At 49.5% G+C, this 26732-nt stretch carries 34 protein-coding genes and 2 pseudogenes; 29 read left to right on the top strand and 7 right to left on the bottom strand.

The annotated features are described in order from the left end of the window. The coding region (locus tag PGZ10_RS16580) for a tweety protein (protein WP_330674194.1) at nucleotides 1-193 on the bottom strand (193 nt) is incomplete at its 3' end. Here PGZ10_RS16580 and PGZ10_RS00005 point away from each other — a divergent pair. The 18 genes and pseudogenes from PGZ10_RS00005 (at nucleotide 167) to PGZ10_RS00090 (ending at nucleotide 13292) form a co-directional block, all read left to right on the top strand. Beyond that, on the top strand, nucleotides 167-364 hold the full coding sequence (locus PGZ10_RS00005; RefSeq protein WP_003533377.1) for a hypothetical protein: 198 nt from the start codon (nucleotides 167-169) through the stop codon (nucleotides 362-364). The genes PGZ10_RS16580 and PGZ10_RS00005 overlap by 27 nt on opposite strands. Next, nucleotides 365-2035, top strand: coding sequence for a recombinase family protein (locus PGZ10_RS00010; RefSeq protein ID WP_055262334.1), 1671 nt, complete (start codon nucleotides 365-367; stop codon nucleotides 2033-2035). Between the two features lie 90 nt (nucleotides 2036-2125). Then, nucleotides 2126-2209 (top strand): annotated as a pseudogene (locus PGZ10_RS00015) (Maff2 family mobile element protein); the annotation flags it as partial. A 40-nt stretch (nucleotides 2210-2249) separates the two neighbouring features. Next, complete coding sequence (locus tag PGZ10_RS00020) at nucleotides 2250-3116, top strand: VirB6/TrbL-like conjugal transfer protein, CD1112 family (RefSeq protein WP_005927637.1); 867 nt, start codon at nucleotides 2250-2252, stop codon at nucleotides 3114-3116. Between the two features lie 42 nt (nucleotides 3117-3158). Next, nucleotides 3159-3800 (top strand): septation protein SpoVG family protein, encoded by a 642-nt coding sequence (locus PGZ10_RS00025; RefSeq protein WP_270540406.1) that lies wholly within the window; start codon nucleotides 3159-3161, stop codon nucleotides 3798-3800. 9 nt (nucleotides 3801-3809) lie between these two features. Continuing rightward, nucleotides 3810-4463 (top strand): DUF7007 domain-containing protein, encoded by a 654-nt coding sequence (locus tag PGZ10_RS00030; RefSeq protein WP_270540407.1) that lies wholly within the window; start codon nucleotides 3810-3812, stop codon nucleotides 4461-4463. Nucleotides 4464-4507: 44 nt separating this feature from the next. Next, nucleotides 4508-4894 (top strand): PrgI family protein, encoded by a 387-nt coding sequence (locus tag PGZ10_RS00035; RefSeq protein ID WP_003500106.1) that lies wholly within the window; start codon nucleotides 4508-4510, stop codon nucleotides 4892-4894. Beyond that, nucleotides 4812-7241, top strand: a complete 2430-nt coding sequence (locus PGZ10_RS00040) for a VirB4-like conjugal transfer ATPase, CD1110 family (protein ID WP_442872538.1) — start codon at nucleotides 4812-4814, stop codon at nucleotides 7239-7241. Before PGZ10_RS00035 ends, PGZ10_RS00040 begins: the two co-directional genes overlap by 83 nt. A gap of 279 nt (nucleotides 7242-7520) precedes the next feature. Next, nucleotides 7521-9188: a C40 family peptidase gene (locus tag PGZ10_RS00045; RefSeq protein WP_270540408.1), complete on the top strand. Its 1668-nt coding sequence runs from the start codon at nucleotides 7521-7523 to the stop codon at nucleotides 9186-9188. A gap of 22 nt (nucleotides 9189-9210) precedes the next feature. Then, nucleotides 9211-9477, top strand: a complete 267-nt coding sequence (locus PGZ10_RS00050) for a DUF4315 family protein (RefSeq protein WP_118595621.1) — start codon at nucleotides 9211-9213, stop codon at nucleotides 9475-9477. Then, nucleotides 9464-10111, top strand: coding sequence for a DUF4366 domain-containing protein (locus PGZ10_RS00055; protein WP_270540409.1), 648 nt, complete (start codon nucleotides 9464-9466; stop codon nucleotides 10109-10111). Before PGZ10_RS00050 ends, PGZ10_RS00055 begins: the two co-directional genes overlap by 14 nt. 2 nt (nucleotides 10112-10113) lie before the next feature. Continuing rightward, nucleotides 10114-10305 carry a hypothetical protein gene (locus PGZ10_RS00060; RefSeq protein ID WP_003500082.1) on the top strand — a complete coding sequence of 64 codons (192 nt, stop codon included), beginning with the start codon at nucleotides 10114-10116 and terminating at the stop codon, nucleotides 10303-10305. Continuing rightward, a complete protein-coding gene (locus PGZ10_RS00065; RefSeq protein ID WP_270540410.1) occupies nucleotides 10306-10707 on the top strand; it encodes a cysteine-rich VLP protein in 402 nt (133 codons plus the stop codon). It begins immediately after the preceding gene. 132 nt (nucleotides 10708-10839) lie between these two features. Then, on the top strand, nucleotides 10840-11430 hold the full coding sequence (locus tag PGZ10_RS00070; RefSeq protein ID WP_270540411.1) for a hypothetical protein: 591 nt from the start codon (nucleotides 10840-10842) through the stop codon (nucleotides 11428-11430). A 12-nt stretch (nucleotides 11431-11442) separates the two neighbouring features. After that, nucleotides 11443-11625, top strand: a complete 183-nt coding sequence (locus PGZ10_RS00075) for a DUF4316 domain-containing protein (RefSeq protein ID WP_003500078.1) — start codon at nucleotides 11443-11445, stop codon at nucleotides 11623-11625. Next, entirely contained in the window at nucleotides 11625-11966 is a 342-nt protein-coding gene (locus PGZ10_RS00080; protein WP_270540412.1) for a plasmid mobilization protein, read from the top strand. Before PGZ10_RS00075 ends, PGZ10_RS00080 begins: the two co-directional genes overlap by 1 nt. A 144-nt stretch (nucleotides 11967-12110) precedes the next feature. Then, the gene (locus PGZ10_RS00085) at nucleotides 12111-12824 is read left to right on the top strand and encodes a methyltransferase domain-containing protein (RefSeq protein ID WP_175301782.1); all 714 of its coding nucleotides are present in this window, start codon (nucleotides 12111-12113) and stop codon (nucleotides 12822-12824) included. 177 nt (nucleotides 12825-13001) lie between these two features. Further along, nucleotides 13002-13292: a CD1845 family protein gene (locus PGZ10_RS00090; protein WP_175301783.1), complete on the top strand. Its 291-nt coding sequence runs from the start codon at nucleotides 13002-13004 to the stop codon at nucleotides 13290-13292. A gap of 58 nt (nucleotides 13293-13350) precedes the next feature. Here PGZ10_RS00090 and PGZ10_RS00095 read toward each other — a convergent pair whose 3' ends face one another. From PGZ10_RS00095 to PGZ10_RS00105, 3 genes are read right to left on the bottom strand one after another with little or no spacing between them, the layout of a single operon-like run. Continuing rightward, nucleotides 13351-13728, bottom strand: a complete 378-nt coding sequence (locus PGZ10_RS00095; RefSeq protein ID WP_270540413.1) for an ASCH domain-containing protein — start codon at nucleotides 13726-13728, stop codon at nucleotides 13351-13353. 13 nt (nucleotides 13729-13741) lie between these two features. Then, nucleotides 13742-15262, bottom strand: a complete 1521-nt coding sequence (locus PGZ10_RS00100) for a hypothetical protein (protein WP_178105406.1) — start codon at nucleotides 15260-15262, stop codon at nucleotides 13742-13744. Beyond that, nucleotides 15259-15798 carry an ATP-binding protein gene (locus PGZ10_RS00105; protein ID WP_117891143.1) on the bottom strand — a complete coding sequence of 180 codons (540 nt, stop codon included), beginning with the start codon at nucleotides 15796-15798 and terminating at the stop codon, nucleotides 15259-15261. The genes PGZ10_RS00100 and PGZ10_RS00105 overlap by 4 nt, the downstream gene beginning before the upstream one ends. A gap of 165 nt (nucleotides 15799-15963) precedes the next feature. Here PGZ10_RS00105 and PGZ10_RS00110 point away from each other — a divergent pair, with 165 nt between their 5' ends. Continuing rightward, nucleotides 15964-17379 (top strand): relaxase/mobilization nuclease domain-containing protein, encoded by a 1416-nt coding sequence (locus PGZ10_RS00110; protein WP_270540414.1) that lies wholly within the window; start codon nucleotides 15964-15966, stop codon nucleotides 17377-17379. A gap of 212 nt (nucleotides 17380-17591) precedes the next feature. Here the strand turns inward: PGZ10_RS00110 and PGZ10_RS00115 are convergent, their stop codons facing one another. The 3 genes and pseudogenes from PGZ10_RS00115 to PGZ10_RS00125 form a co-directional block, all read right to left on the bottom strand. Then, on the bottom strand, nucleotides 17592-18443 hold the full coding sequence (locus tag PGZ10_RS00115; protein ID WP_330674206.1) for an IS3 family transposase: 852 nt from the start codon (nucleotides 18441-18443) through the stop codon (nucleotides 17592-17594). Beyond that, nucleotides 18407-19012, bottom strand: a complete 606-nt coding sequence (locus tag PGZ10_RS00120) for a helix-turn-helix domain-containing protein (protein ID WP_081029182.1) — start codon at nucleotides 19010-19012, stop codon at nucleotides 18407-18409. Before PGZ10_RS00120 ends, PGZ10_RS00115 begins: the two co-directional genes overlap by 37 nt. 6 nt (nucleotides 19013-19018) lie before the next feature. Continuing rightward, nucleotides 19019-19375, bottom strand: a pseudogene (locus PGZ10_RS00125) (helix-turn-helix domain-containing protein); the annotation flags it as partial. A gap of 153 nt (nucleotides 19376-19528) precedes the next feature. On the opposite strand from PGZ10_RS00125, the gene PGZ10_RS00130 reads away from it, so the two are divergent. The 10 genes from PGZ10_RS00130 (at nucleotide 19529) to PGZ10_RS00175 (ending at nucleotide 26645) form a co-directional block, all read left to right on the top strand. Then, on the top strand, nucleotides 19529-19717 hold the full coding sequence (locus PGZ10_RS00130; RefSeq protein ID WP_270540415.1) for a helix-turn-helix domain-containing protein: 189 nt from the start codon (nucleotides 19529-19531) through the stop codon (nucleotides 19715-19717). Continuing rightward, a complete protein-coding gene (locus PGZ10_RS00135; protein ID WP_005945175.1) occupies nucleotides 19710-20411 on the top strand; it encodes a response regulator transcription factor in 702 nt (233 codons plus the stop codon). The genes PGZ10_RS00130 and PGZ10_RS00135 overlap by 8 nt, the downstream gene beginning before the upstream one ends. A 2-nt stretch (nucleotides 20412-20413) precedes the next feature. Then, nucleotides 20414-21337, top strand: a complete 924-nt coding sequence (locus tag PGZ10_RS00140) for a sensor histidine kinase (protein ID WP_270540416.1) — start codon at nucleotides 20414-20416, stop codon at nucleotides 21335-21337. A 92-nt stretch (nucleotides 21338-21429) separates the two neighbouring features. Further along, nucleotides 21430-22197 carry an ABC transporter permease gene (locus tag PGZ10_RS00145; RefSeq protein WP_270540417.1) on the top strand — a complete coding sequence of 256 codons (768 nt, stop codon included), beginning with the start codon at nucleotides 21430-21432 and terminating at the stop codon, nucleotides 22195-22197. 12 nt (nucleotides 22198-22209) lie between these two features. After that, nucleotides 22210-22635, top strand: a complete 426-nt coding sequence (locus PGZ10_RS00150) for a DUF3887 domain-containing protein (RefSeq protein ID WP_270540418.1) — start codon at nucleotides 22210-22212, stop codon at nucleotides 22633-22635. A gap of 17 nt (nucleotides 22636-22652) precedes the next feature. Continuing rightward, nucleotides 22653-23576, top strand: coding sequence for an ABC transporter ATP-binding protein (locus PGZ10_RS00155; protein ID WP_117962495.1), 924 nt, complete (start codon nucleotides 22653-22655; stop codon nucleotides 23574-23576). Beyond that, nucleotides 23569-24300, top strand: coding sequence for an ABC transporter permease (locus PGZ10_RS00160; RefSeq protein WP_270540419.1), 732 nt, complete (start codon nucleotides 23569-23571; stop codon nucleotides 24298-24300). The genes PGZ10_RS00155 and PGZ10_RS00160 overlap by 8 nt, the downstream gene beginning before the upstream one ends. Nucleotides 24301-24310: 10 nt before the next feature. Continuing rightward, complete coding sequence (locus tag PGZ10_RS00165; RefSeq protein ID WP_158403957.1) at nucleotides 24311-25045, top strand: ABC transporter permease; 735 nt, start codon at nucleotides 24311-24313, stop codon at nucleotides 25043-25045. Nucleotides 25046-25511: 466 nt separating this feature from the next. Next, a complete protein-coding gene (locus PGZ10_RS00170) occupies nucleotides 25512-25934 on the top strand; it encodes an RNA polymerase sigma factor (RefSeq protein ID WP_270540420.1) in 423 nt (140 codons plus the stop codon). Between the two features lie 507 nt (nucleotides 25935-26441). Further along, nucleotides 26442-26645 (top strand): hypothetical protein, encoded by a 204-nt coding sequence (locus PGZ10_RS00175; RefSeq protein ID WP_118709570.1) that lies wholly within the window; start codon nucleotides 26442-26444, stop codon nucleotides 26643-26645. The last annotated feature ends 87 nt before the right edge of the window (nucleotides 26646-26732 follow it).

Consider the following 26732-nt stretch of genomic DNA (forward strand, 5'->3'; position numbering starts at 1 on the left):
GCTTTTCTCCCTTATAACAACCAAAACAACAGAAAAATAAAAGAAAAGTATAAATAGTAACCATCGCCAGATTGAGATTGTTTGCAAGGTCTTTTGAAGCCCGTTGCCGGACTTCGTTGCCGACACCCTCTGTCTGGCTATTTTCATGTATGGAGGATAACTGCCTATGGCAAAAAACAAAACAGAGATTCATGTGACCACTGTATTTGACGGGGAACTGGACGCAACCGATGTGTTCGTCAGCCTGATTTCCCAGAAATACGGTAAAATAAATACAAAAGAATATCTTGCTAAAAAGAAAGATATAGGCTATAATGAAGATGAGGTTCAAAAGAGCCAGATACCGTCTGGATTGTGTGGGTAAATGGCTATGATGAACGAAATGGAATACAGAACAATCGGTTCGGCACTTGCCGGGGGCTATCGTGCGGCGGTCTATTGCAGGCTGTCAAAGGACGATGACCTGCAAGGCGAAAGTGCCAGTATCGCCAACCAGCGGGATATGCTGGAAAAATACTGCGAAAAGCAGGGATGGGAGGTTGTGGCAGTCTATCAGGACGATGGCTTCACAGGTCTTAATATGGAGCGTCCTGATTTACAGAGGATGTTGAGAGCTATTGAGCGCAGGCAAATCAACCTTGTCATCACGAAAGACCTCAGCCGACTGGGGCGTAACTATCTGCAAACCGGGCATTTGATTGAGGACTTTTTCCCAAGAAACGGTGTCCGCTATATTGCCATGAATGACGGTATCGACACCCTGCGGGATAACAACGATATCGCCCCGTTCAAGAATATCCTGAATGAGATGTACAGCAAGGATATTTCCAAGAAAGTCCATTCCTCTTATCTTCTGAAAGCGCAGAAAGGACAGTTTACCGGGTGTCTTGCCCCGTTTGGGTATCGGAAAGACCCGGAGGACAAAAACCATCTGCTCATTGACGAGGAAACCGCCCCGATTGTGCGGCTGATTTTCGGATATGCCCTGAACGGTCATGGTCCGAACTATATCCGCAGACGGCTGGAGGAAGAAAAAATCCCCTGCCCCACATGGTGGAACCGGGAACGGGGGCTTCGCAACACCCGAACCAAATGGGAAAAGAAAGACCCGGAAAACGGGCGGTATATGTGGGACTTCTCCGTTATCAAAGACCTTTTGATGAATCCCGTCTACACCGGTGCGATTGCTTCCCAGAAAAAAGACTACCGTTTCAAAATCGGCACAATTGGGGAAAAGAAGCCGGAGGACTGGATTGTGGTGGAGGGACAGCATGAACCGCTGATTGACCGCATGAGCTTTGACATTGTGCAGAACAAGCTGAAATCCCGCCAGCGTCCGGGGCAGACCGATGAAATCAGCCTGTTTGCCGGATTGTTAAAATGCGGCGAGTGTGGGAAGTCGCTGACGGTACGCTACACAAACGCAAAACATCCCCAGCGGATTTATTCCTGCAAGACCTACAACGCCTTTGGAAAGAACCACTGCACCCAGCACCGGATTGACTATGACACCCTTTACAGCCATGTGCTGCGGAAAATCCGGGAATGTGCCAGAGCTGCCCTGATGGACGGGGAAGCGGTTGCCGACCGCCTGACCAATACCTGTGAAGCAGAGCAGCGGGAACAGCGGGAAGCAATGGAACGCTCCCTTACAAGGGACGAGGAACGGATTGAGGTTCTGGACAAAATGGTCATGCGGCTTTATGAGGATATGATTGCAGGGCGTATCAGTGAGCAGAATTTCAACACCATGCTGGAAAAGACACAGACCGAGCAGACGGAGCTTAAAGCAAAAGTGTCCGAGGGCAGAAAGCGGCTGTCTGATGAAGTCCAGCTTGCCAATGACGCAAAACAATGGGTGGAAGCCATTCAGGAATATGCCAACATCACAGAGCTGGACGCAGCCACCCTTAACCGCTTAATCAAAGAAATCGTCGTGCATGAACGCATTGACGAAGATAAAACAAGACACATTTCTATCGAAATTCATTTTAATCTCAAACCCATCCCGGAGGTGGAACAGGTCACTGCCTGACCTGTCCCGCCGGGACGGTTCTCTAAAAAACACCATATAGATTTTTTGTACGCCGCCGCCCGCCATCGAGCAGAGTTTTACACCTAATTGGGGATAAAACAGCTCATGGCTGGCGGCGGTGTCGTTCTGATCGGTCTTCAGCTTATCCCTCTGCTGTCCGGCCTGTTCAGCTAAGTGTCACCCGTTGTCCCTTTTCCAGAAAAGGAGCTGATGTATGGACTTTATCATCGACGCAATCGTTGAATGGCTGAAAGGTCTGCTCGTCGATGGTATCATGGGAAATCTGGATGGCCTTTTCGATAACGTCAATCAGAGCGTTGGCGAGATCGCCACACAGGTAGGCACGACCCCGGCGGACTGGAACGCCGGGGTCTTTTCCATGATACGACAGATCTCTGAAACTGCCATCCTGCCAATCGCCGGGGTCATCCTCACTTTTGTAATGACTTATGAGCTGATACAGATGCTCATAGAACGCAACAACCTCCATGAAGTTGACACATGGATGTTTTTTAAGTGGGTGTTCAAAACCTTTGTGGCTGTGATGATCCTGACGAACACCTTCAATATCGTGCTGGCGGTCTTTGATGTGAGCCAGCATGTGATACAGCAGTCAGCGGGCATTATCCAGAACGGGACAGAGATCACGCCGGATGTGCTGGACAGTTTGCGGACAGAGCTTGAGGCGATGGAGTTAGGTCCTCTGTTCGGACTCTGGCTACAATCCTTCCTGATCCAGCTTACCATGATTGCCTTAAACATCGTGATCTTCGTCATCGTATATGGCCGTATGATTGAAATTTATTTACTCACAAGTTTAGCGCCTATCCCGTTTGCCACAGTCCCCAACAGGGAAACCGGACACATGGGGCAGAACTATTTCCGCTCCCTCTTTGCAGTAGGCTTTCAAGGCCTATTGATTTTAGTCTGTGTCGCCATCTATGCGGTGCTGATCCAGAGTATCGCCACCGACGGCGACCCCATCGGGGCAATCTGGGGCTGTGTGGGATATACGGTGCTGCTGTGTTTTACCTTATTCAAAACAGGCAGTCTTGCAAAATCCATCTTCGGCTGCCATTAAGAGACTTCGGGCCATGCTGACCCGAAGCGGAAAGGAGGCGGTATGCCTCGGCGTTACAAACAGGGTGCGGACGGACAGCCGCACCCGGCTTTCTACGGAAAGCTCCCCGAAGAATTTTCTAAAGCAGACACCATGCGCTTTATGGTGGAAACCGATCTGAAACTGTCCGGGTGCGTATCGGCGGACACGCTGGCGGCACTCCGGGCGGAAGGCTATGACTACAAGGACGGGAACCTTGTTCCCGCCGGAAAGGAGGAAACCATGCAGGAAAAGGTTGCAAACACCACCCCGGCCGCACCGTTGAAGCTGGATGTAAGCGTGCGGGTCATCGAACCTGTGAAAAATCTGATGGGCTTTGCCAGCGTGAAATTCAATGACTGCTTTGTGGTGGAAAATCTGAAAATCGTACAGGGCAGCAAGGGCCTCTTTCTTGGGATGCCCAGCCAGCCGGACGGCAAAGGCGGCTACCGGGATATGGCCTACCCTGTCACAAAGGAGTTCCGAGAACAGCTCAACACCGCTGTTCTGCAAGCCTATGAGGCAAAGCTGGAACAGATGGCGGAGCGCGGCTCTGTGGGGCGTGCGTCCATCAGCGACCAGCTCAAAGCCGGGAAAGCGGCTGCTGAGCAGGCAAAGACAGAACGGTCCCCAAAGGAAAAGACCAGCCGTGGTGCGGAGCGTTGATTTCGGGCCATGTTGGCCCGAAGCAGAAAGGAGGCGGGAACCATGCCACGCAAACGGACGGGCTATGACGCGGCCTGCTATTACGACGGAAAACTGCTGGGCCGCTGTACCAAAGCGGACAGCGATGCCTATACCCTGTTGATGAACGCCTGCGGCGGGGACGCCGCCCGTGTCCTTCGGGAATATGCCTATTTTTCCCCGGAACTTCGCGCCATCTTGGAAAAGGCGGCGCTCATGCAGGCGGACCGGAGCCGGACGGGCGGAATGTTCCATGCGCCGAAAAGCTCCCCGTGGGGCGAGGTGCAGAGCTGTGAAACCCTCTGTCCGGGGGTGTTTCTGGTATCTACCGCCAGCCACGGCGGAACGATGGTGGCAAATGAGGTAGCCGCCGTCCTCTCCCCAGCAGCGAAAAAGTGCGGCTTCAAGGACAAGGGCTATATTTGCTATGAGGAGGACGCACAGGAAAGCGTAGTGCTCCGGGAGCTGCTGGACAAAAAGCTGTGGAAAATCCCTGACCGCATTAAGGACAAAGGACAGTTTGAAGAAAAACTCAATCAGTCCATCCGGCAGTATCACCCCGAATACTGGCGGGCAAGGCAGAGCGGACGAGAGGCCGCCGAAGCTGCCCGCAGCACAGCCCCGGCCAAAGAGGCCGCAAGATAACCTCGGGCCATGCTGGCCCGAAGCAATAAAGGAGGTGTACCAAAATGGCCTATGTGCCAGTACCAAAAGACCTTTCCAAAATCAAGACAAAGCTGGCCTTCAACCTAACGAAGCGCCAGCTTGTTTGTTTTTCCAGCGCGGCGGCGGTGGGCCTCCCGGCTTACCTGTTTTCCCGTGGCAGTATCGGGAACAGTGCCGCCATGTTCCTGATGATCGGCCTCATGCTCCCGTTCTTCTTTCTGGCTATGTATGAGCGGGACGGCCTGCCGTTGGAAAAAGTGCTGAAAAATATCATCCGCACCCGGTTCCTCTATCCCCGTGTGCGGCCTTACAAAACCGAAAACTTCTATGCGCTGCTTAGCGCCAGAAAGGAGGCGCAGCCGATTGCGAAACAGCAGAAGGGCCGGAAAGCCCGCAGGCAGAAAGCCTGAAAAGCAGGGCCTTACCGGCCTGTTCACAAAAGGAAAGAACATTCCCACCACCGCCCAGCAGACCCTCCCTTACCGGGAAATGTACCGGGACGGGGTGTGCCGGGTAGCGGACCGCTATTACACCAAAACCATTGAATACGAGGACATCAACTACCAGCTCGCACAGTCCGAAGATCAGGCAGCCATCTTTGATGGGTGGAGCGCCTGCCTCAACTACTTTGACAGCAGCCTTCCGTTCCAGCTTTCCTTCCTCAACCACCGAAGCCACCCGGGCAGCCGGTACAGCGTGAACATCCCCATGCAGGATGACGATTACAACAGCGTCCGGTGTGAGTATGTGGAAATGCTGGAAAACCAGATCGCCAAAAGCAACAACGGCATTGTTCGCACAAAGCTCCTGACCTTCGGCGTGAACGTGGACGACCTTTCCACCGCCAGGGCAAGGCTGGAACGTGTAGAGGCGGACATTTGCGGGAACTTCAAAAAGCTGGGCGTCAAGTGCCGCTCCCTTTCGGGGCTGGAACGGCTGGAGCTTCTTCACGGGCAGCTTCACCCCGGCAGCGGCTCCCCCTTCCGGTTTTCATGGGATATGATCCCCAAAACCGGACTTTCCACCAAAGACTTTATCGCCCCGGACAGTTTCGACTTCCGTTTCAGCCGTCTGTTCCGGGTGGGGACGACTTGGGGCGCTGCCTCCTACTTGCAGATTTTGGCCTCGGAGCTCTCGGACAAGCTGCTGGCGGAGCTTTTGGAAATGGATGCGGAAATGACCATCACTCTCCATATCCAAACCGTCGATCAGGCCGCCGCCGTAAAATCTATCAAGGCCAAAGTCTCCGACATTGACAAGATGAAGGTGGAGGAACAAAAGAAGGCAGCCCGATCCGGGTACGACATGGACATACTTCCCCCCGACCTTGTAACGTACAGCAACGACGCAAAGACCCTTCTGGAAGATTTACAGAGCCGGAATGAAAGAATGTTCCTTCTGACCTTCCTTGTGGTAAACATGGCCCCGACCCGCCGGGAGCTGGACAACGACCTGTTCACGGTGTCCGGTATCGTCCAGAAATACAACTGCACCTTGAAGCGGCTGGACTTCCAGCAGGAGGACGGTTTTCTTTCCAGCCTTCCGCTGGGCCATAACGGCATTGAGATCAAGCGCGGCATGACGACCAGTTCCACGGCCATTTTCGTTCCCTTTATGACGCAGGAGCTCCGCATGGATGGCGAAGCCGTCTATTACGGGCTCAACGCACTTTCCCATAACGTCATCATGGCAAACCGGAAAAAGCTCAAAAACCCCAACGGCCTGTTCCTCGGCGTGCCGGGCTCCGGCAAATCCTTTGCCGCAAAGCGGGAGCTTGTGAACGTGTTCCTTGCCACCCGTGACCGGATCATTGTGGTGGACCCGATGGGCGAATACTCGCCCCTTATCAAGCGGCTGGGCGGTCAGGTCATCGAGATCGCCCCGGACAGCCCCCACCACATCAATCCGATGGACATTGACCTGAGCTTTGACGAGGAAAACCCGATGGCGCTGAAAGCCGACTTTATCCTGTCACTGATGGAGCTGATCGTTGGCGGCAAGGATGGCTTGCAGCCGGTGGAGCGGACCGTCATTGACCGCTGTGTACGCCAGATGTACCGGGAACACTTGCAGGACCCGGAAACAAGCAAAATGCCGACCCTCCAAACCCTGTATGACCTGCTCTGTTCCCAGCCGGAGGGCGAGGCGGTACGGCTGGCAACTGCCCTTGAAATCTATGTGTCGGGTTCCCTTAACGTGTTCAACCATGAAACCAATGTGGACCTGAACCGCCGTCTGGTATGCCTTGACTTGAAAAAGCTGGGGGCCGGGCTTCGGACGATTGCCATGCTCATTATGCAGGACTTGGTAAACTCGCAGGTGTCTATGAATTTCCTGCGCGGTATCGCTACATGGTGCTACTTCGACGAGTTCCATGTGCTGCTCCGTGACCGGCTGACGGCAAGCTACTGTGTGGCGATCTGGAAAATGCTGCGAAAAAAAGGGTGCGTTCCCAGTGCTTTAACGCAGAACGTGAAGGATTTTCTGGCAAGCCCGGAGATCGAGAATATCTTTGAAAACTCGGACTTCCTTGTGCTGCTCTCGCAGGCACAGGGGGACCGGCAGATTTTAGCCAAACAGCTTGGGATCAGCCCCCACCAGCTTTCCTATGTGACCCATACCAATTCCGGCGAAGGGCTGCTGTTCTTCGGGAACACCACCATCCCGTTTGTTGACCGCTTCCCGCAGAATACCGAGCTGTACGCCATTATGACCACCCGCCCGGAGGACAAAAAACAGGAAATGAACCGGGCATAACGCACTTCGGGCCATGATGGCCCGAGGTTTGGAAAGGAGGGATACATCATCGGAAAGAAACCGGACAAACGGAATTTTCAAAGGCCGGGGCCGACGGAGGATACCGGGGGCAATCGCCTCGGACCGGCTGAACGGGAAGGGCCTTCCCCCGCACCGTCCCGACGCCTGCGGTTTGAGGACGAGGATGCCGGACAGGACAGCCCTTCGGGCCACGATGGCCCGAAGTCCAAAAGCGGCAAGTTTCAAGAGGACAGCCGGAAAAGCCGTCTCTCTGACCGCATGAGGCAGGAAGATGAAGCGGGCGGGCCGCAGGATACCGGCAAGGCACAGGAGCCGGAGGGCCCCGCCGAGAAGGCCGGGAGCAAAAAGGACAAGTACCAGAAAGCACAGGCAAAAGCGGAACACGCCGGGAAAAAGCTGGGAAAGGCTCGGGAGAAACTGGACAAGACCGAGGCAAAACGGGCAGCGAAGAAACCGCCGGGGCTTGCGAAGAAAGCTGTCCGGGGAGCCCGCACCGAAGCATGGTTTTATCTCCACAACAAAATCCACGAAGTTGAGCAGGAAAATGTGGGTGTGGAAGGAGCCCATAAGTCGGAACTTGTGGCCGAGGCCGGAGCCCGGAAACTGACCCGGTATGCCAAACGGAGATACCGGGAGCACCCGGCCCGGAAGGTGGCAAAGTGGGAACGGAAGGACATAAAAGCCCGGGCCAATGTGGATTTCCAGAAGATGGCCGCCGAGCACCCGGAGCTTGCCAGCAATCCGCTTTCCCGTGTGCAGCAGAAGTGGAAACTGAAACGCCGGTATTCCAAAGAGGCAAAGGCGGCGGCAAAGCAGAGCGCAAAGGCCGCAAAGAAAGCCGCTGCCGCTTCGGGGAATGTGACCCGTCGGGCGGCGCAGTTTGTGACCCGTCATCCTGTGGCGGTGCTGGTCCTGCTCCTGCTGTTGCTGCTCTGTTTTCTTGTGTCGGCGGTAAGCTCCATCTTCCCCACGCTTGGCAGCGGCCTTGCCAATGCGTTATCCGGCACCTCCTATGCCTCGGAGGATACGGATCTGCTGGGGGTGGACGAGGACTACGCGGCGCTGGAAAACGAGCTGGCGCAGACGGTAGCGAACATTGAAAGCACCCATCCCGGCTATGACGAGTACCGCTATTCCGTGGACGAGATCGGCCATAACCCCTATGAGCTGGCGTCCTATCTCTCGGCAAAGTACCATGTGTATTTCCGGGAACAGGTGCAGGACGAACTGCGGGAAATCTTCGAGGCACAGTATGAGCTGACCTTGACGGAGGAAGTCGAGATACGCTACCGCACCGAAACCAGCACCGACCCGGAGACCGGGGAAACCACCACCGAGGAAGTCCCCTATGAGTATTACATCTTAAATGTGACCCTCACAAACAAGACACTGCCTGCCGTGATCCTGCCGAGGCTTAACGAACAGCAGCGGGAAATCTACACCGTTATGCAGCAGCTCAAAGGCAACAAGCCCTATCTGTGGGAAGGAATTTACAACGGCGGCGAAGATACCGGCCCCAGCTATGAGATACCCGGCGAGGCGCTGGATGACCCGGCTTTTGCGGCGCTCATGGAAGAAGCCACAAAGTACATCGGCTGGCCCTATGTGTGGGGCGGCTCCAGCCCGTCCACCTCCTTTGACTGTTCGGGCTTTGTCTGCTGGGTGTACACGGCCAGCGGCGTCCACAACCTGCCCCGTACCACGGCGCAGGGCATTTACAACCAGTGTGCTATCATTTCCCCCTCCGAGGCAAAGCCCGGCGACATTATCTTTTTCACGGGAACCTATGACAGCCCCGGCCCTGTGTCCCATGTGGGGATTTATGTGGGCGACGGGATGATGCTTCATTGTGGTTCGCCCATCCAATACGCAAATATCAATTCAAGCTACTGGCAGACACATTTCTATGCCTTCGGGCGTTTGTGAGCCAGAGGAAAGGAGTCCTTGCATGAACAAGATCGACAAGCTCGATAAGGAACTGGAAAAAGCCCGGGAGAAGGCTGCCGAATGGCAGGCCAAAATCCGGGAGCTGGAAAAGCAGAAACAGGAGGAAGAAAACAGCCAGATCGTACAGGCGGTGCGTTCTCTCAAACTGACCCCCGCCGAGCTGATGGCCTTTCTGAACGACCCCAAAAACAGCCTTACAGCTTCGGGCCATACTGACCCGAAGCCGGAGGCGCCCGAAAAGGAGGACACAGCCCATGAAGAAAATTAAATACCGCAGGCTGGCGGCGATGGCTGCCAGCCTTTTGTGTTGCCTGATCTTTACAGTCCCGGCTTATGCACAGAGCAGCGAGCCGCAGCCGGAGACAGCTCCCTCCCCGGCAGAAACCGAAGCAGAGCCGGAAACCCAGAACCCCTTTACCACGGACGGGACGGGAACCGTGGTGGACAACGCCACCGACGAGGATGGAAAGGAGTTCTACACCATCACGACCGCAGACGAGAGCGTGTTTTATCTGGTGATCGACAAACAGAAAACCAGCGAGAACGTCTATTTCCTCAATACCGTTACCACAGACGACCTTCTGCCTCTTGCCGAACAGGGTAAGGAACCGCCCAAAGAAGTGACCCCGGAGCCAGAGCCAAAGCCCACCGAACCGGTGGAGGAAGTACCGGAACCCGAGCCGGAGAAAAAGGACAGCCCCCTTCTCTCTCTGCTCCTGATCGGTGCGGTGGTGCTGGCCGGCGGTGGAATTGGTTACTATTTCAAGATTTACAAGCCGAAGCATGAAGCCCCGGATTTGGAAGATGATTACTGCGAATATGAGGACGGGGAGCTGGAGGAGATCGCAGAGGAACCCGAGGACGAAGATACCCCGCCGTGGGAGGAAGATACGGAGGAATGAGAATGAATTTTACAAGCAGCCCTTTTGAACGAATGATGAAGGAAGTACCGCACCCCGGCTGGGACAATGACGACCCTTGTAAGGGATGCCGTTACTACAAGGAGTGCAAAGGAAAGAAAAAACAGTGCCGGAAGAAGTTCCGGGCGCTGATCGTGGAGCCCCGCCCTTCGGGCCATCGTGGCCCGAAGTCTTAAATGGACGCCCGGGAGCTGACCCGTGACGAGAAGAAGAAAATCCGCACTCTGGTCACGGGGATGTGCGCCAACTATGACCGGGAAAGCGGCCTGTGCCTTCCTCTTGACTGTGCCTGCTATATGCTGCACAAGTGCTGGACAGGGGCGTACTGCCGTTATTTTCGTGAGTCTGTCCTGCCCCTTAACCCGGAGCTTCAAGCGGCGCTGACAACGGAAGGCATTTCCCCGGAGCTGCGGGCCTGTGCGGCCTGCGGAAAGGCGTTTTTGCCCGAGGGGCGTCAAGCCTACTGTTCCGACGCCTGCAAGGCCGAAGGGAACCGCCGGAAAAGCCGGGAACGCATGAGGAAAATGCGGGAGAAAAGGCCGGGCGGCTGTTACGATTTGCCGCCTCCAAAGGCTTGACATTCCGGGCTTTTTTGAGGGTGTTTCCGGGGTGGGAATATCTTATTACATTTCTCCCCGGTCTGCCCTCTTATTTCGTAACATCCAGCACTTCGGGTCATGTTGACCCGAGGCACAGAAAGGAGGGATCTCTTGGAGACAGTACAAGGATATGTGATTTTGAAAGCTGCCACCTTTGAAACCGGACACGGCTTTGCGCTGGGGCATAATCCGGGAGCGCCGAGCCCCTTTGTGACCTGGCAGTTTACCGAGGGGGAAAACGGCCATCGGGATTACTACTGGGGCCGCTATGGAACCAGTCAGGCGTGGGTGCAGAGGGACTTTGACCGCCGGGTGGACGACTATCAGCAGCTTTACCATGCGGCGGTCAAGCATACCGAGCTGGGACCGGAGGGCGTTTACCGCTATTATTCCACCCAGCGGCCCGTGGACATAGGAACTTACCCGAAGCTGCCGGATAACCAGCCTCTTTCCATCGTCAACTACGACGATGACAGGCGGCGTCCTGTGGCAGACGGCAGTCTGATGGCATGGGGCGAACTGACCTACGCAAAGCCGCTGACCGAAAAGCAGATGGAGGATTATGAACTGAAACCAGCACCGGGCAATCCTGACCTGGTGCGCCCATCCATTACCTCCCGGCTTAAAGAAGGAACCAGAGGGCAGAAACCCCCGAAGGAGCCCGGCCAGAAGCGGAGCCATAAAAACCATGAGGAACGATAAAGGAGGAACGCCATGCACGAAAAAGACAACTATCTGAAAACCGCCGAGCTCTCCACGGAGCAGAACTGCAACATGATCGACGGCGTACCCAACAACACGCCCATCCCACCCACGCCCCCGGAGCTGGACGCAAAGCCGCTGGACAAGGTAAAGGAGCCCAAAGAGCGCCGGAAAGGCCGGGAGCTGGAACGCTGATGGAGAACCGCAAGCGGAATGTCCATCTGCACGTCATGGTAACACCGGACGAGCTGGCAGCCATCCATAAGCGGATGGCCGAGGCGGGCATTTCCAACGCCGGGGCTTATGTACGGAAAATGGCTCTGAACGGGTATATCCTGCACATCGACCTTGCGCCCGTAAAAGAACTGATCTCTCTGCAACGGCGCTGTTCCAACAATCTCAATCAGGTCGCCGTACACGCACACACCTATGGCGTGTACCCGGAGGAAATCGACGGATTGAAGCGGGACTATGAAAAGCTGTGGGGCGAGGTGTCAAAGGTGCTGCGGGAGCTCTCCGAGCTGGTGGTAAAGTAAGACGAGGGCGGCAGGCTTCCGTTGCGGGGCTTGCCGCTCTGCTCTTTTTTTACCACTTCGGGATATGCTGGCCCGAGGATTGACGGAGATAGAGTTCAGGTGTAGACTAAAATAAAAAACCTCAAGATGGATAGGGGAACAAAAATGAACAATACAAAAAATTATGCAAATCAATGGGATATAAGCGCTCAATTCTTTTATGAAAAGGGTTATTACTCTTGGATGGCACAGAGAATAAATAAATTCCAAACCGTTGTCGAAGTTGGATGTGGTACTGGATACAGTACACTGGCATTAGTCGAAAACGGACACAAAGTAATTGCGATTGATAAAAATCGTGATTGTATTGCAAAAGCAAAGCAATTACTTTTGAATAGAGGTATTGCAGAAGATAGCGTAATATTTATAGAGGGAGATATTGCGGAAGATTCTTTTAGAAGTAGGATTACTTCTACATTTGAATTTGATGTTGTACTCTGCTGGAATGTTGGCTCTTATTGGAGCAAAGAAATGATCGAATACTATCTTCCATATATGCTTGAATATGGTTTGAATAGATTTCAGATAGTGCAAAACCCTGAATCGTCATATTCAGAGTTGATTTTATGGGAAACGTGCAGATTAGCTAAGGCAAAGCAAGTAGCTGTTCATATTGTCGATAGAGGGGCTGAAACCCTCAATGAACAGAACGACCCGTATTACAAGACACTAAGGGATGAATTTGGATACAAAGAAATTATATATGCAAATCAAAATGCGCTAACTATATCAAAAGGAGGTCGCATGTTAGCAACCAATGGTGTTGTAAACACAGAGAATTTCTTGGATATTGTGTTCGTTTCGATACTAATGCAATAATGATTTTGAATACGCATAAACAAGGGAGTGCCAGTAGGTACTCCCTTGTTTATTTCCCTTCGGGCCAGCATGACCCGAAGTTTTGGGACAGGATTTACTAATCTTTCGCAACATTTATGTCCCCGGGCAGGCATGATAAAATAGAGGTAGGAAGGATAGATAAAGGAGGTTTTGAAGATGAAGATACTGCTGAAAATATTGGTTGCGCCCTTCGCTCTGGCGTTGTCCCTTCTGGCGGCTCTGCTGGTGTTCCTGTTTGATATTTGTGCCGTCCTGCTGACGATTGCCTCTGTGATCCTGGTGGTGCTGGGTATCGCTCTCTTTTTCACGCCGACGCCCATAGGCGGGATTGTATTTCTGTTTCTTGCCTTCCTTCTTTCGCCGTATGGACTGCAAGCGGCGGCGGGCTCCCTTCTCTGGGCGCTGGACGGAGGCAAATCCGCTCTGTACCGGTTTCTGACAAGTTAACTTCGGGTCAGCATGGCCCGAAGCAGGAAAGGGTGACTTGAGGCCACCCTTTCCTGCTTTATTCTATATCTACATACGAAAAAGATTGCGGGGCAAGTGTGATATTGTAATCTAATAAATCTCGTGGAGGATCAAATATTTCCACTTTTCCTAATTTATAGGCGTATGCTGTTTTGCACCCATGAAAATATTCCCGATATTTTTTTCTGCTAATGCCCGCGTTACTTTTAGTCTGTTCCCATAAGGTGGAGGGAGCTGCACAAATAGTCCCCAGTATTTCAACTTTTGCCACTACTTTCATTACCGGAGATGTGCTATATACAAGTAGAACAGAACTGTTACTTCGTGCTAGCCGTTTACGATATTCATATTTTTTTGTACCAGCCAATATCCTATCAACATATTCTGGTTTTATTGATAATAGAATCGCCTTCAAAATTAAATCCTCATCATTCTACATACTTAATTTCCGTCTCAGAATCGTGCATAATCTGATTATACTGTTCATCACTCAATTTCATAAACGATCTAGGCCCCCTTGGAGCACACACAATGTCATGGTCCCAAAGGTAGCCCAATGTTAATCTTTTGCTCAGGCTTTTGACAAATATAAATTTTAAAACTTTTAAATTACGCCTATGATCACGCCAAAAGCCTTTCAATTCTTCGGTAGAAAAGACACTTCGATTCTGACAGATACTAAGCAGTTCCTCCTGAGAATGAATATTGCTAATAATTTCATCCACCATAGCGACTGTTGTAACAACCGAAGTATATTTTTTATTTGAACCTTCGGGGCCTGTTCGATAAAACAGAATTAGATCACCGGGCTTTACACCATTTCCGGGAGCCCACGAGATATAGACCTTTTGTAATGCATACCTATGAGGTTCTCTTCCGAGAAAATCAATTTTATTCTCGTTGTTCAGTTTGGAATCCGGGAGTAGTGTGGTGTGATATTGTGGGAAAATCGGCAAAATATACTTATTGCAATCATACTGAATGTTGGGAAAGTTTTTGCGAAAAGAAATATTATGATCAAAATCTTTCATCCTTTTTACTAAAACTTGTTCTTCTTTCCCATTTCCAATTTTTACTCCATATTCAGTGAAGCCCCACCTTTTCAGTAATGCAGCCAAAGCGGACAGTTCTTCTCTATCTGTATAGAGTGTTACATAAATTTCGTCAACATTGCGTTGTAAGGCATTGTCAAAAATAATTTTAACAAAACGCTCACCCAACCTAAATCCGGTAGATTCAACTTTAAATGTTCCTACTTTTAATCTACGCATCGGTTTAAAGGGCGGAACAATATCTGAGTAATTCTCATCGACACCTTCTGTTTTTAAGTAGAGGAATCCCAGTACTTTTCCAGCATCCGTATTACATATGTAAGCTTCTTCATCGCACTTGCGAGCAAACCACTTATCAAATCCTGGATAAGCGATACGGAAACTGTCAAAGAAAGAATCGGTTAAATCAACATTTCCGAAATAGGTTTTTTCAACGGCAAGCATTTTATATTCAATGAGACTTGGGTTTTCAGCCGTCGCTGCACTGATAAATGCATTTATTGAAAAAACTCTATCACTTAAACCTAGCTTTATAGCTTTATTTCTTAGTCTCCGATCCTCCGTGATTAGTATGTCAACTCTGTTTGAATATACTTCAAACAATAGGCAATCATCAATCATGTCATTTTGCGATTTTTCCGGAATTCCGATCAATTCTAAAAAAGAATCGTCTGGTTCCTTAATGGTTTTGATTACCTCATATGATTCCAGCTTTACCGAAATAGCCTCTTGCGTTTCTGGATCTCGATATTTTTTTATTTCGGATATAGAGTATGGATGGATTACTTTATCATATTTTAACTTATCCAACCATCGAAAAAGGTGTCCAATACTATAATTGGAAACACGCTTGTTTTCTCTATGGATGATTATATTTGTGTCAAGCAAAGCTCTCATGATTTGGGGCCCCTTTCTATATAAGATAAGCAACTCGTAATATCAGTTTCATCAAAAAGCATATGATGAACATACAGATTACAATTTATGCTTGTAGCAATCTCATGTGCCTTTTCGTGTTCTGCTTTTTGTAAAAGTAAAATTTGACTTTCGGAATACTCTTTTTTGTCTCGCATGGACAAATTTTTTATAATTTGTAAGGACGAGGCCTCTAGCAAAAGTATGGTTTCTATTTCCAGATCATAGAACACCCTACTCGGCAAAGTATCAACATTACCATTTATATCAAATATGCAAAAATGTCCGGCAAGAATAATACTAGGGGTCGATTTCAGAAGTTGCTTGACTTGTGAGGCCAAAATATTCTGATTAGCATCTTTGTCTCTAACCACTTTATTTGCTCCATAAGTTTCACCGTTGACTGCACTAATGAGATCACCGGCAGAAAAATCTGGGATTTTTAATGCGGTTGACAATTTATTACATAATGTGCTTTTCCCTACACCGTAAGTCCCGGCAACAAATATCGTCCCCATATGTATAACCCCCGTTTAACAATCCTTTATTATATATATTTTACATCAAAATCAAGTTGGAGTCTATCGTGTTTTTGGCAAATATCTTATGTTCGGGCCATGTTGGCCCGAAGTCGGGGCGGTCTGAATGGGCCGCCTCTTTCTTATGGAAAGGAGGGATGATTTTTGGCTACTACAACTTTGTTGCAGCGCCATGCGGCCGAAGGCGAAACGATTGCTGAGGCTATCCGGGATTGTCTGGACTATGGCAAGAACCCGGAAAAAACAGAAAGTGGAAAGTACATCTCCGCTTATGAATGTGATCCGGCCACCGTGGCGGACGAGTTCCTTTTGGCAAAGGCCAGCTATGCCGCTATGACGGGCCGGGAACAGAAGAAAGAAAATAATGTGCTGTGCTATCAGATACGACAATCCTTCTATCCGGGCGAGATCACCCCGAAGGAGGCGAACCGTATCGGCTATGAGCTGGCTATGCGCTGGACAAAGGGGCGGCACGCTTTTATCGTTACCACGCACACCGATAAGCAGCACATCCATTGTCACATTTATTACAACTCCACCACCCTTGACTGCACCCGGAAATTCCGAAATTTTTGGGGCTCCAGCTTCGCCCTTCGGCGGCTCTCTGACAGGCTGTGCCTTGAAAACGGGCTGTCCATCGTGGAGAACCCGAAGCCCCGGAGCAAGAGCAAGTATCGGAACTATGGGGAGTGGCAGAAAGACCGGAAAGGGCCGCTTTCCTATCAGGACCGACTGCGCCTTGCTATTGATACTGCGCTGGCGGAACGCCCCGCTGATCTGGACGAATTTCTCAATTTGATGAAGGGGGCCGGGTATGAGGTCAAGACGGTTCGGGGCGGCGGTATCAGCTTCCGGCTGACCGGGCAGGGACAGGAACGCTTCACCCGTCTGCGTGCCTCCACGCTGGGGGACGGCTACGACTTGCAAGATGTTCTGTCCGCCATTGAGGGCAAAGAAAAACGCTCCGGGCGCTCGGGGCGGAAAATCAGTCTGGCGGTGGATATTCAAGCGAAGCTGGCTGCCGGTAAAGGGCCGGGATATGAACGCTGGGCGAAGGTATTTAACATTAAGCAGATGGCCGCCGCTCTTGCCTATATACAGGACAATGGCCTGACCGATTATGAGCAGTTGGCGCAGAAGGCCACCGAGGCGGCAGACCGTTTCCATGCCATTTCCGAGCAGATCAAGCAGACAGAACAGACCATGAAAACCAATGCCGGGCTAAAGGCCGCAACGGTTCAGTATGCCAAAACCCGTCCGGTCTTTGAGCAGTATAAGGCGACGAAGTACAGCCGGAAATTTCTTGCGGAGCATGAGGCCGACCTTGAACTGTACCGGGCTGCACAAGCGGAAATGCGCTCTCTGCTGGGCGGGGCAAAGCTCCCCAAAATGGATGTGCTGAAGGAAGAAGGCTGTAAGCTCACAGCAAAGAAAAAACAGCTCTATGGAGAATACCAGAAGGCACGACGGGATATGCAGGAGATCGTCACAATCAAGGCGAACATTGACACTCTGATGGGCTACACCGAGCCGGGAAGAAAGCAGGAAAAGGAGCGTTAAGGTTATGAAAATAAGGAGCATAGCGACGCTGACACTTCGGGCCATGTTGGCCCGAAGATACGGGTTTGGGGCGAGCCCCAACAAGCCGCCTTTGTGCCACTTGTGGCCACAGAGGCATTGCTTGCCACTTAGCGGCAGCCCCTAAAATGGCGCAAAAAAACAGAGGCCCTTATTGATATGTACCCAGAATTCTGGACACATGAAAAATTGAATTAGGTGCACATGGATGCCTCTCTGAATTTTGTAGGAGGCATCCATTTTGTTTTCTCTTGGATTCTTTCGTTGTTGTAGTAATTTATGTAGCCGTCAACAGCCTTGGCAAATGTTTCAAAAGAGGAATACTCTTTTTCATGCCCGTAGAACATCTCGTTTTTCATCCGTCCAAAGAAGGTCTCCATGATGCAATTGTCGTAACAGTTGCCCTTCCTTGACATGGATTGAATGATTTTGTGATCTTTAAGTGCCTGCCTGAAGTACACGTGCTGGTACTGCCACCCTTGATCAGAGTGAAAGATCAGGCCATCTACAGAGGGAAACTTCGTAAAGGCGCCGGCCAACATTCTCTGGATCTGTTCCATATTGGCACTTTGAGATAAATCATAAGAAATGATTTCGTTTGTGTTCATGTCGAGTATGGGAGAGAGATAACACTTCCCCCACGAAAAACCGAACTGAGATACATCGGTAGTCCATTTTTGCATAGGAGCTGTCGTGCTGAAATCCCGGTCAAGGATATTCTCAGCAACCTTGCCGACCTCGCCCCTGTAGGAATGATACTTTTCCTTTGGGCGCTTTCCTGCCAACCCCATAGTGTGCATAAGCCGTTGTACCCGCTTATGATTGACCTTGTGGCCGCGCTTTATCAGTTCCTGATATACTCTTCGCACACCGTAGCGGCCTTTATGCTGTGAGAAAATGTCTTTGATTTCATCTGCCAAGCAATGGTTTCGAACAGCAACTTGATCGGCCTTGCTCAACTCAAAATAATAGGTAGACCGTGCCATCTGCATAGATTTCAACAGATATTTCAATTGGTATCCTTTTTCACGCAGCTCTTTGATGATCGCTGCTTTCTCGCCTTGAGTTGCGCTGCGTGCCTCTCTTCTCTCAAGGCGATCTCTTTTTTTATAACTTCATTCTCCGCCTTTATATACTCGTTTTCTGCCCGAAGCCGGATCAATTCTTCTCGTTCGGATTCATTCAGTGGCCTTGCTTCTTCCTTTTTCATTTGGGGTACCCCTTTACTTGGACGTCCTTTTTTCATTTCTACCAGGCCATTATACCCCTTTGTTTTATAGTTTTGAACCCATTGATACAATAGTCTATCTTGAATACCGGCCTCGATTGCCACTGACACACAGGATTTTCCGGACATTACTTGGGATACTAGTTCCAGCCGTTCTTCTGGTGTCCAGTTCCTGTTGAAATTTTTGTGTTTCAGTGCTTCTGGACCGCGGCTATCCTCTGCTCTTACCCATAGTCTCACTTTATCCCGAAAGGATTTATCGCTAACACCTTCCGGCGTTTCTGGCCATTTTCCTTCTCGATACAGTTCTACACATTTCCTTTTGTACTCATATGTGTACCGCATAATAATACCCCCTCTACTGGGTGTCCAGTAAAGGGGGTACATATCATATTCTGGAACCTCCGTTTCTCTGGCTTTCTTAATGCCCTCGGCTGTGGCTTCTATTACAACAAGCTCTTTTTCATTCATAGAATTTAGGAGCACATCAATGTGCTTTCTGCAAGAACTTGACCTTGCCCCTCCGTCCGCATGAATAAACTGGTCAACTGAAACGTCAAACATAGTAATAAGTTTAACAAAAAGGTCGAAGCTGGGATACTGACCTTTGTTCTCAATATTCATAATGGTACGGGAGTCACGGTCTACTAATTCCGCAACATAGGCTTGTGTCCAGCCCTTTTCTTCTCTGGCTCGTTTGAGAGCTGCCCCGAGGCCGTGAAAGTCAAACCCTCTTTCATCTTGGTTCATTCTCATATCACCCTATATCATTCTACATTTCGGGTTAAATTATGAGAATGTAATGAGATTTTACATTAAGTAGTATTTTATTTCGCATCCATGTGGGCTCTAACTTGTATTATTCGAGGTAGAGAACTATAATATATCCTGTGGAGGTGCGAAATGGACTATATGACATTGAAAGAGGCCGCCGAAAAGTGGGGCGTGACAGCTCGTAGGGTAAATTATTATTGCGCCGGTGGGCGTATCCCCGGCGCTGTGAAAATGGCTGGTGTTTGGCTGATCCCTAAAGCTGCGGAAAAGCCGATTGATGGCCGGACAAAACAAGGGAGGTTGCTGAAACATGAATAGTGTTTTGATTATAGACGATGACAAGAAACTTTGTGCCTTGATGAAAAAATGTGTGGAACAAGAAAATTTATCTGCGGTAGTAGCACATGGCGGCTTAGAGGGTCTGAGGCTACTGGAAAAAAACAAGGATACCTGTTCACTAATTATTCTGGATGTGATGATGCCAGATATGAACGGGTTTCAAGTATTGCAGAAAATCCGAGAGAAAAACAATGTGCCGGTGCTGATGCTGACCGCCAAAAGCGACGAAGAAGATAAGGTTTCTGGTCTGCGGCTGGGAGCAGACGATTATCTGACAAAGCCGTTTGGAATTAACGAACTGATGGCTCGTGTCAATTCTCTAATCCGGCGCTATACCACCTTAAACCCTGTGACCGGAAACGAAGCCGCCACCATGCTTCTGAAAGATATGGTAATTGATAAAATCAACCGAACCGTAACGGTTCAAAATCTCCCGGTAGACTTGACCGGCAAAGAGTTTGATTTGCTTCTATTTTTGGCGTCCAACAAGGGTCGGGTCTTTACTAAAAAACAACTTTATACGCAGGTGTGGACAGAAGAATATGATTTTGACGACAATAACCTCATGGCATTTATCAGTAAACTGCGAAAAAAAATCGAGCCAAATCCAGAACAACCTTTTTATATTCAGACTGTCCGCGGTGTAGGGTATCGCTTTAACAAGGAGGCATGAGCATGGAAATTAACCTTTATCTATTGTTGTCCTTATTGATTGCTTTGCTGGTAATCAGCTATCTTTTGGGAAAACTTCACCGCGTCCGTGGTCAGCTTTTTCTTATTAGGGATGCCCTAAACGATATAAAAGCCGGGAATTTGAACCGCCGTGTATTGGCGCGGGAAAGCGACCTGACAAAACAAATCTGTTATGATATTAACGAGATTGCCATGAGCAGCCAATCTCGGCTTATACAGCAAAAGCAATCCGAACAGGCTTATAAACGGCTTATGACAAGCCTTTCCCATGATGTAAAAACCCCTCTAGCTTCTCTGGTTGGATATTTGGAGGCTGTGGAAAGCAAGATGGTAACAGGAGCTGAGAAGGAAGAATACATTCAGGTGGCTATGGAAAAAGCCCACCACCTGAAAGATTTTGTGACCGCCCTGTTTGAATGGGTGAAGCTGGATGCCGGGGAACAGATTTTTCATTTTGAGGTCTGCGACCTGAATGAGCTTTCCCGTGACATCATGGCTGATTGGGTGCCGCTGCTGGAAAACCACGATCTTAGCTATGAAATTGAGATACCTGAAACAGAATACATGACACGTGTTGACTCTACCGCCTACACTCGTATTCTCAATAATTTACTGCAAAATATCCTGACGCACAGTGATGCAAGCAAAGTTTTCCTGACCGTGACTGAAACTGAGCAACAGGCAAAAATCGTTGTTGCTGATAACGGCAACGGGATTGCCGCCTCTGATCTCCCGCATATCTTTGAACGGATGTATCAATGCGATCACTCCCGTTCTGCCAAAGGGAACGGGCTGGGCCTTTCGATTGCCAAAGAGTTAGTCAGTATTCATAAAGGAACGATTACAGCCGCTAGTGTTCCCGGAAACGGAACAACCTTTATCATCATACTTCCGAAAGCTCTGTGATCCCACAGAGCTTTTTTTGAAAAAATTTTATCTCGGCAAGGTTATGGCAAGGTTTGCGTTTTATAATTGGAACCATGAAAGGAGGAAACCGTATGACGATTATTACAACTGAAATCCAGAAATGGAAACGGAATAAAATTGTCTGGTGCATTTTGGCTCTAACACTTCTGCTTGGAGCGTTTGCGATTGAAAGGGCTTGCAGCATTTCAAGGAGCAGTCCCTTTATGGATAGTTTTGGCGACCTTTATACACTGGCCTTTAAGAATCTGTCCAGCCTGTTTCTGCCGATTGTGCTGGGAATGTTTGCAACGACACTGTTTTTCGATGAACACAAAAATGACACGATGAAAGAACTGCTTATCATCCCTATTACAAAAGCACAGCTATACTTTTCAAAAGTCGCTGTGGTTATTCTGATGTCCGTAGGACTGTGCCTGATTACTTTTCTTTTGTGTGTTGTCGGTGGGCTGATTGCCGGAGGCTTTCCCGATCTGAACGCCCAAACACTGATGGACGCTGGTCTTTTGTATCTGGCAGGTGGTATTCTGATTCCCATAGCCATGCTTCCGATTGTGTTTCTTTCCGCGCTGTCAAAGGGATATATCCTGCCCATTGGCGCAACGCTGCTTTATCTGATTCCCGTAGTCATTGCCCCGGCTTATCTTACGGGAATACACCCGCTGGCAAGCGTGATGGGGATTTATCCCCATATTTCCGAAGCGGCCGCAGCTATGGTAGAAAGCCTGATGCAAGGCGTTTTATTCAATACTTCGCCGCTTGTTTGTGTCGGTTCGCTGCTCTTGATCGGTGCTACATTTGCCGCCGCATCCGTAGTGGCTCTAAAAAAGCAATCTTACTGAAAGGAAAGACCTATGAAACGATTGAGTTGTTTATTACTCGGTATTCTGCTTGCTTTTTCTCTTTGTGCCTGCCAGCAGGCCGCTCCATCTTCCGGCGAGGCTCCTGACCAACAGGCCATTACGGAAGAAGCAACCGAATACTTTAACCAAATGATGGATGGAGATTTTGAAACTTTCTTCAATGCGTTGCCGCAGGGCGTACAGGACAATATTTCTGCGGAAACGATACAGGAAACATGGGAAGAAGAAGTCGATAAGCTGGGCGGGCTGCCGGAGAACACTTCCCCGGATGTGTCCTGCTATGTGCCGGAACACTCTGACCAAATCCGTGTTGAATTTGTCATTCCTTGTGACAAAGGCAATTTCAAAGTATTCATCAACTATTTCCCGGATGGCAGCCTTTACAACTATGTTATCTGGAAGAACGAAACAAAATGAGAAAGCGAGGTATTTTTATGAGTGATCTTGTGATTGAAACCAAAAAGCTGACAAAGATTTACGGGGAACAAACTGCCGTTAATTCTGTGAATCTTCATGTGAAACCGGGTCGGATTTATGGACTTTTAGGACGCAACGGAGCTGGTAAAACCACAATTATGAAAATGATTTTGGGCCTTACACCAATCACTTCCGGCGAAGTGGATGTGTTCGGACAGAACATCAAAGGCCATGAGAAACGCATTTATCCCCGTATTGGGGCCATCATCGAAACTCCCGGTTTTTATCCGAATCTGACCGGCACAGAAAACCTTGAAATTTTTGCGAAGTTGCGAGGGGCACCCCAGCCCAATGCCGTCAAGAACGCGCTGGAAGTTGTGGGATTGCCCTACAAGGACAAAAAGCTGTTCAGTAAGTATTCCCTCGGCATGAAGCAGCGCCTCGGTATTGCCAACGCTATTCTGCATGACCCGGAGCTTTTGATTTTGGACGAGCCGACCAATGGACTTGACCCTATCGGTATAGCCGAAGTGAGGAACTTTATTAAGAATTTAAGTGTGGAGCGTGGCAAAACCATCCTAATTTCCAGCCATATACTTTCCGAAATTTCACTGTTGGCAGATGATATAGGCATTATCGACCACGGGGTTCTGCTGGAAGAAAGCAGCATGGATGAATTAGAAAAGAAAAATCGGAAATACATCCAGCTTCAAGTGTCGGATATTCCAAAAGCCTCTTTAATTTTGGAAAGGCAATTCCATGTGACCGATTATGCGGTGCAGGACGAACACAACCTGCGGCTTTATGACACCGCACTGGATATGGCGGCAATCAACAAGGCCCTTGTGGTGCAGGATGTAGCTGTTATCAGCTCCCAAATCTGCAATGATACCCTTGAGGATTATTTCAAACAGATCACAGGGGGAGAGGGAATTGCTTAAACTGATACAAGTTGAATTTCTAAAACTGCGCCGGAGAAAGTTTATCTGGCTCATGCTGCTGGCGGCGCTCTTTATGCCACTGGCTGCCGTATTTTACTTTTCAAGTGTCAAAGGAACCGGTGTGGACCCCATTATGTTTTACAAATGGACAGCGTTCAGCTATACCCCGTGGATCATCCTACCGGTAGTGCTGGGGATGTTGTGTACCATGCTGATGTATAACGAAAACCAGTATGATATGCTCAAACAGCTTTGGATTGTACCGGTCAATAGAATGGCATACTTTTTCAGCAAGTTTGCTGTGGTGCTGGTGTATTCCATTTGCTTTATGCTAGTCACCGCAACGGCGTCCATTCTGACCGGCGTACTATCCGGTTATATTCCCTTTGACAGTGAAAGTGTCCTTTATCTTTTGCGGAAGTGTATGGAAATTTCTCTGTTGACCGCCTTTGCGGTGTTACCAGTACTGGCGGTTGCCGCAGCGCAAAAGGGCTATATTCTCCCTGTTTGCCTGACGCTGATTTATACATTCCTCGGCTTTATCCTCTTGATGGTGAATATGTACCTACATCCGCTGTCCAGTATGACCGCTATTGTTATGTATGATATTCCGGGTGTTGTATTCGATCAGCCATTAAATATTCCAGCCGCATTTCTGTGTATTGGTGTATGGGCTGCTGCTTCGGCTGTATTGGCGAATGTGGCATTGGTTCGGAGAAAGTGAGGTGCAAAAAATGATGAAAGATTTGCTTTGGGCGGAGAGCCAGAAACTCCACCGTTCCAAAATACTCTGGATTGCTGGGTTTGCAACAGTCATGGTAGGGTTAATCGTCTTTGCACAGGGACAGTTTACATTCTATGACCGCCGATATATTGACGGGGCTGGATGGTTTATGACAGCGGCCCAATCCCTTGCTACCTTTTATGTTCTGCCTGCTGTAATTGCCCTATTGGGAAGTTATATGATTTGCCGGGAGGAACAGGAGGATACCTTAAAATCTCTGCGGCTCATTCCCGTAGATGAAGTGAAACTGACACTTGCCAAAATGATACTTGCCTTTGTGTTCAGCGTTCTGATTTACCTTTTACTTTTTGCAATTACCTTTCTTGTCGAGGCAGTTTTGCATTTAGAAGCACTTTCCGTTGGCCTTGTGTTAGAAAATCTGAAAATATATTTTCTGGATGGGGTAGGCGTATTCTTTGCAATTTCGCCTATTATCGCTCTGGTAGCGCGGATGAAAAAGGGGTATTGGCTGGCTCTGGTATTTGCAGAAATTTATTCGTTTGCTGGATTATTTGCGAGTATGTCCCAGCAGTTAAAGACGGTATATCCCATGACAGCCGTTTTCAATATCTCTGGTTATTATAATGCAAATATGTTTCAGGTTTTAATCGGCGTTGTAATTCTGATGGTTTGTGTGATTTTGTCATTGTTAATTTTGAAAGGATTGAACCGCAAGACTAAATAAATGCAATATATCTAATGATCTGCCGGACGACGGCAAAAGAAAAAAAGCCGTCGTAAAGCAGACACATTTTCACGCGCCTATGAAGCGGCGGCTTTGATTTTCAGAGCCGCCGTTTCTTTTCGTCTATCCTAAACCAACGACGACCTAACACCGTGTAAATCCACGGCGGCATATAGGAGGATTGCCGCCGTGTCTATTTTTGTCTTTTTTCACAGTACCCATGATCTGCACCAGCTAAAAAAAGCGTAGCTCCCCCTCCGGGTTATTCCGGCTATGTATGCGAAATTTGTTGGAACCTTAACTATTATGTCATTTCATGCGTCCGTGTGGATTCATGCCGCCCGGGCGCTTTTACGTTCTTATGGGGCGGCTTCGGGTCATGTTGGCCCGAAGCCATTCCCCGGTGCCGCTCCCCGCCACCTTCGTTTCGGTCACTCGTCAACCAACAACCGAAACGGAGGTCAATATGGCTATTATCAATTTGCGGGACTATTACCCATTCTATACATCGGATTGCTTCATGGAAGTATCGGACGAAGTTGCTGAAATGTTCAAAGAATTTGACCGCAAGGAGGCTGCTTACCGTCTGCGTACATACCGGCACAAGGCGTACTACTCCCTTGACCGGAATGACGGCATTGAGCATGAGGCTGTCTTTGTCGCCTTATCTCCCCATGAACTGTATGAGCGGAAAGTGACCATGCAGGAGCTTCATGCGGCGATTGCCAGTCTGCCGAACAAACAGGCAAAACGGATTTACGCTCATTTCATTCTCGGCATGACCAAACAGGATATTGCCCGGGCAGAGGGCGTCCATGAAAAAGTGGTTCGTGTCGCAATCGAGCGAGGTCTGCGACGCTTAGAAAAAATTTTGAAAAATTCTTTGTAAGGCGTACCGATTTAGGCCGGAAAATGAAATGGCTTATGAGAGGCAAAACACTTCGGGTCACAATGGCCCGAGGTTCAGACAAGCCTCATGCAGATTGAAAATTGAATAAAAAGACACCCGGATACGAAGGGAAACGCGCTGTGTGACAGACCCGCCATGACCTCGGATTTCAGAGAATACAGTCTTTGTAAAACTGAGCGAGCGAACAGGTCCATGCCATAGGTGGGGCAAGGCTGGCTCCACCGGAACAGGCGCAGAACCCGGATACTTGCGTTTAGTCACAGTCCGAGCGTTGAAGCGGTCTTGCAAGCCGTGAGCCGTCGCAGGCAATGAGAACGCCTTGCCATCAGAATGGGGAGAGTTGAAATACTATGGGGCATGAAGCCTATGCCCGTCCGGTGTGTCTGAAATGAAGTGAAAACCTATGGGGAGCCCCCGGCAATGCTGTCTGATGATAGGCCAACCGATCCGGCGTGGCTCCCCATCTTTTCAAAAAAGGAGCACTTTATGGGAAATGCGTTTGGAATGATCCCCGGCTTGGAAACGGACGAATGGAGCAATGACGCCTGCCGCGGTTATGTCATTATGGCAATGGAGGACTGCGGATTTTCAAAGAAGGATATACGGCGTGTTGTGGGGCAGCTTTATGAAGTATTTGACCTCAACAGCGTGGAGGACGCCAAAGAAAAGTACCATTCCAGTCCTTACTGAGCTCGGGCCATATCGACCCGAAGTGGAGAAAGCTCAAAGGGCGGCACCTGCGGAGCGCCGTCTTTTGACATTTCCCCACGGGACAAG

Source organism: Coprococcus sp. AF102-57 (assembly GCF_027686195.1).
In the GTDB taxonomy this organism is placed as follows: Bacteria; Bacillota; Clostridia; order Lachnospirales; family Lachnospiraceae; genus Allocoprococcus; species Allocoprococcus comes.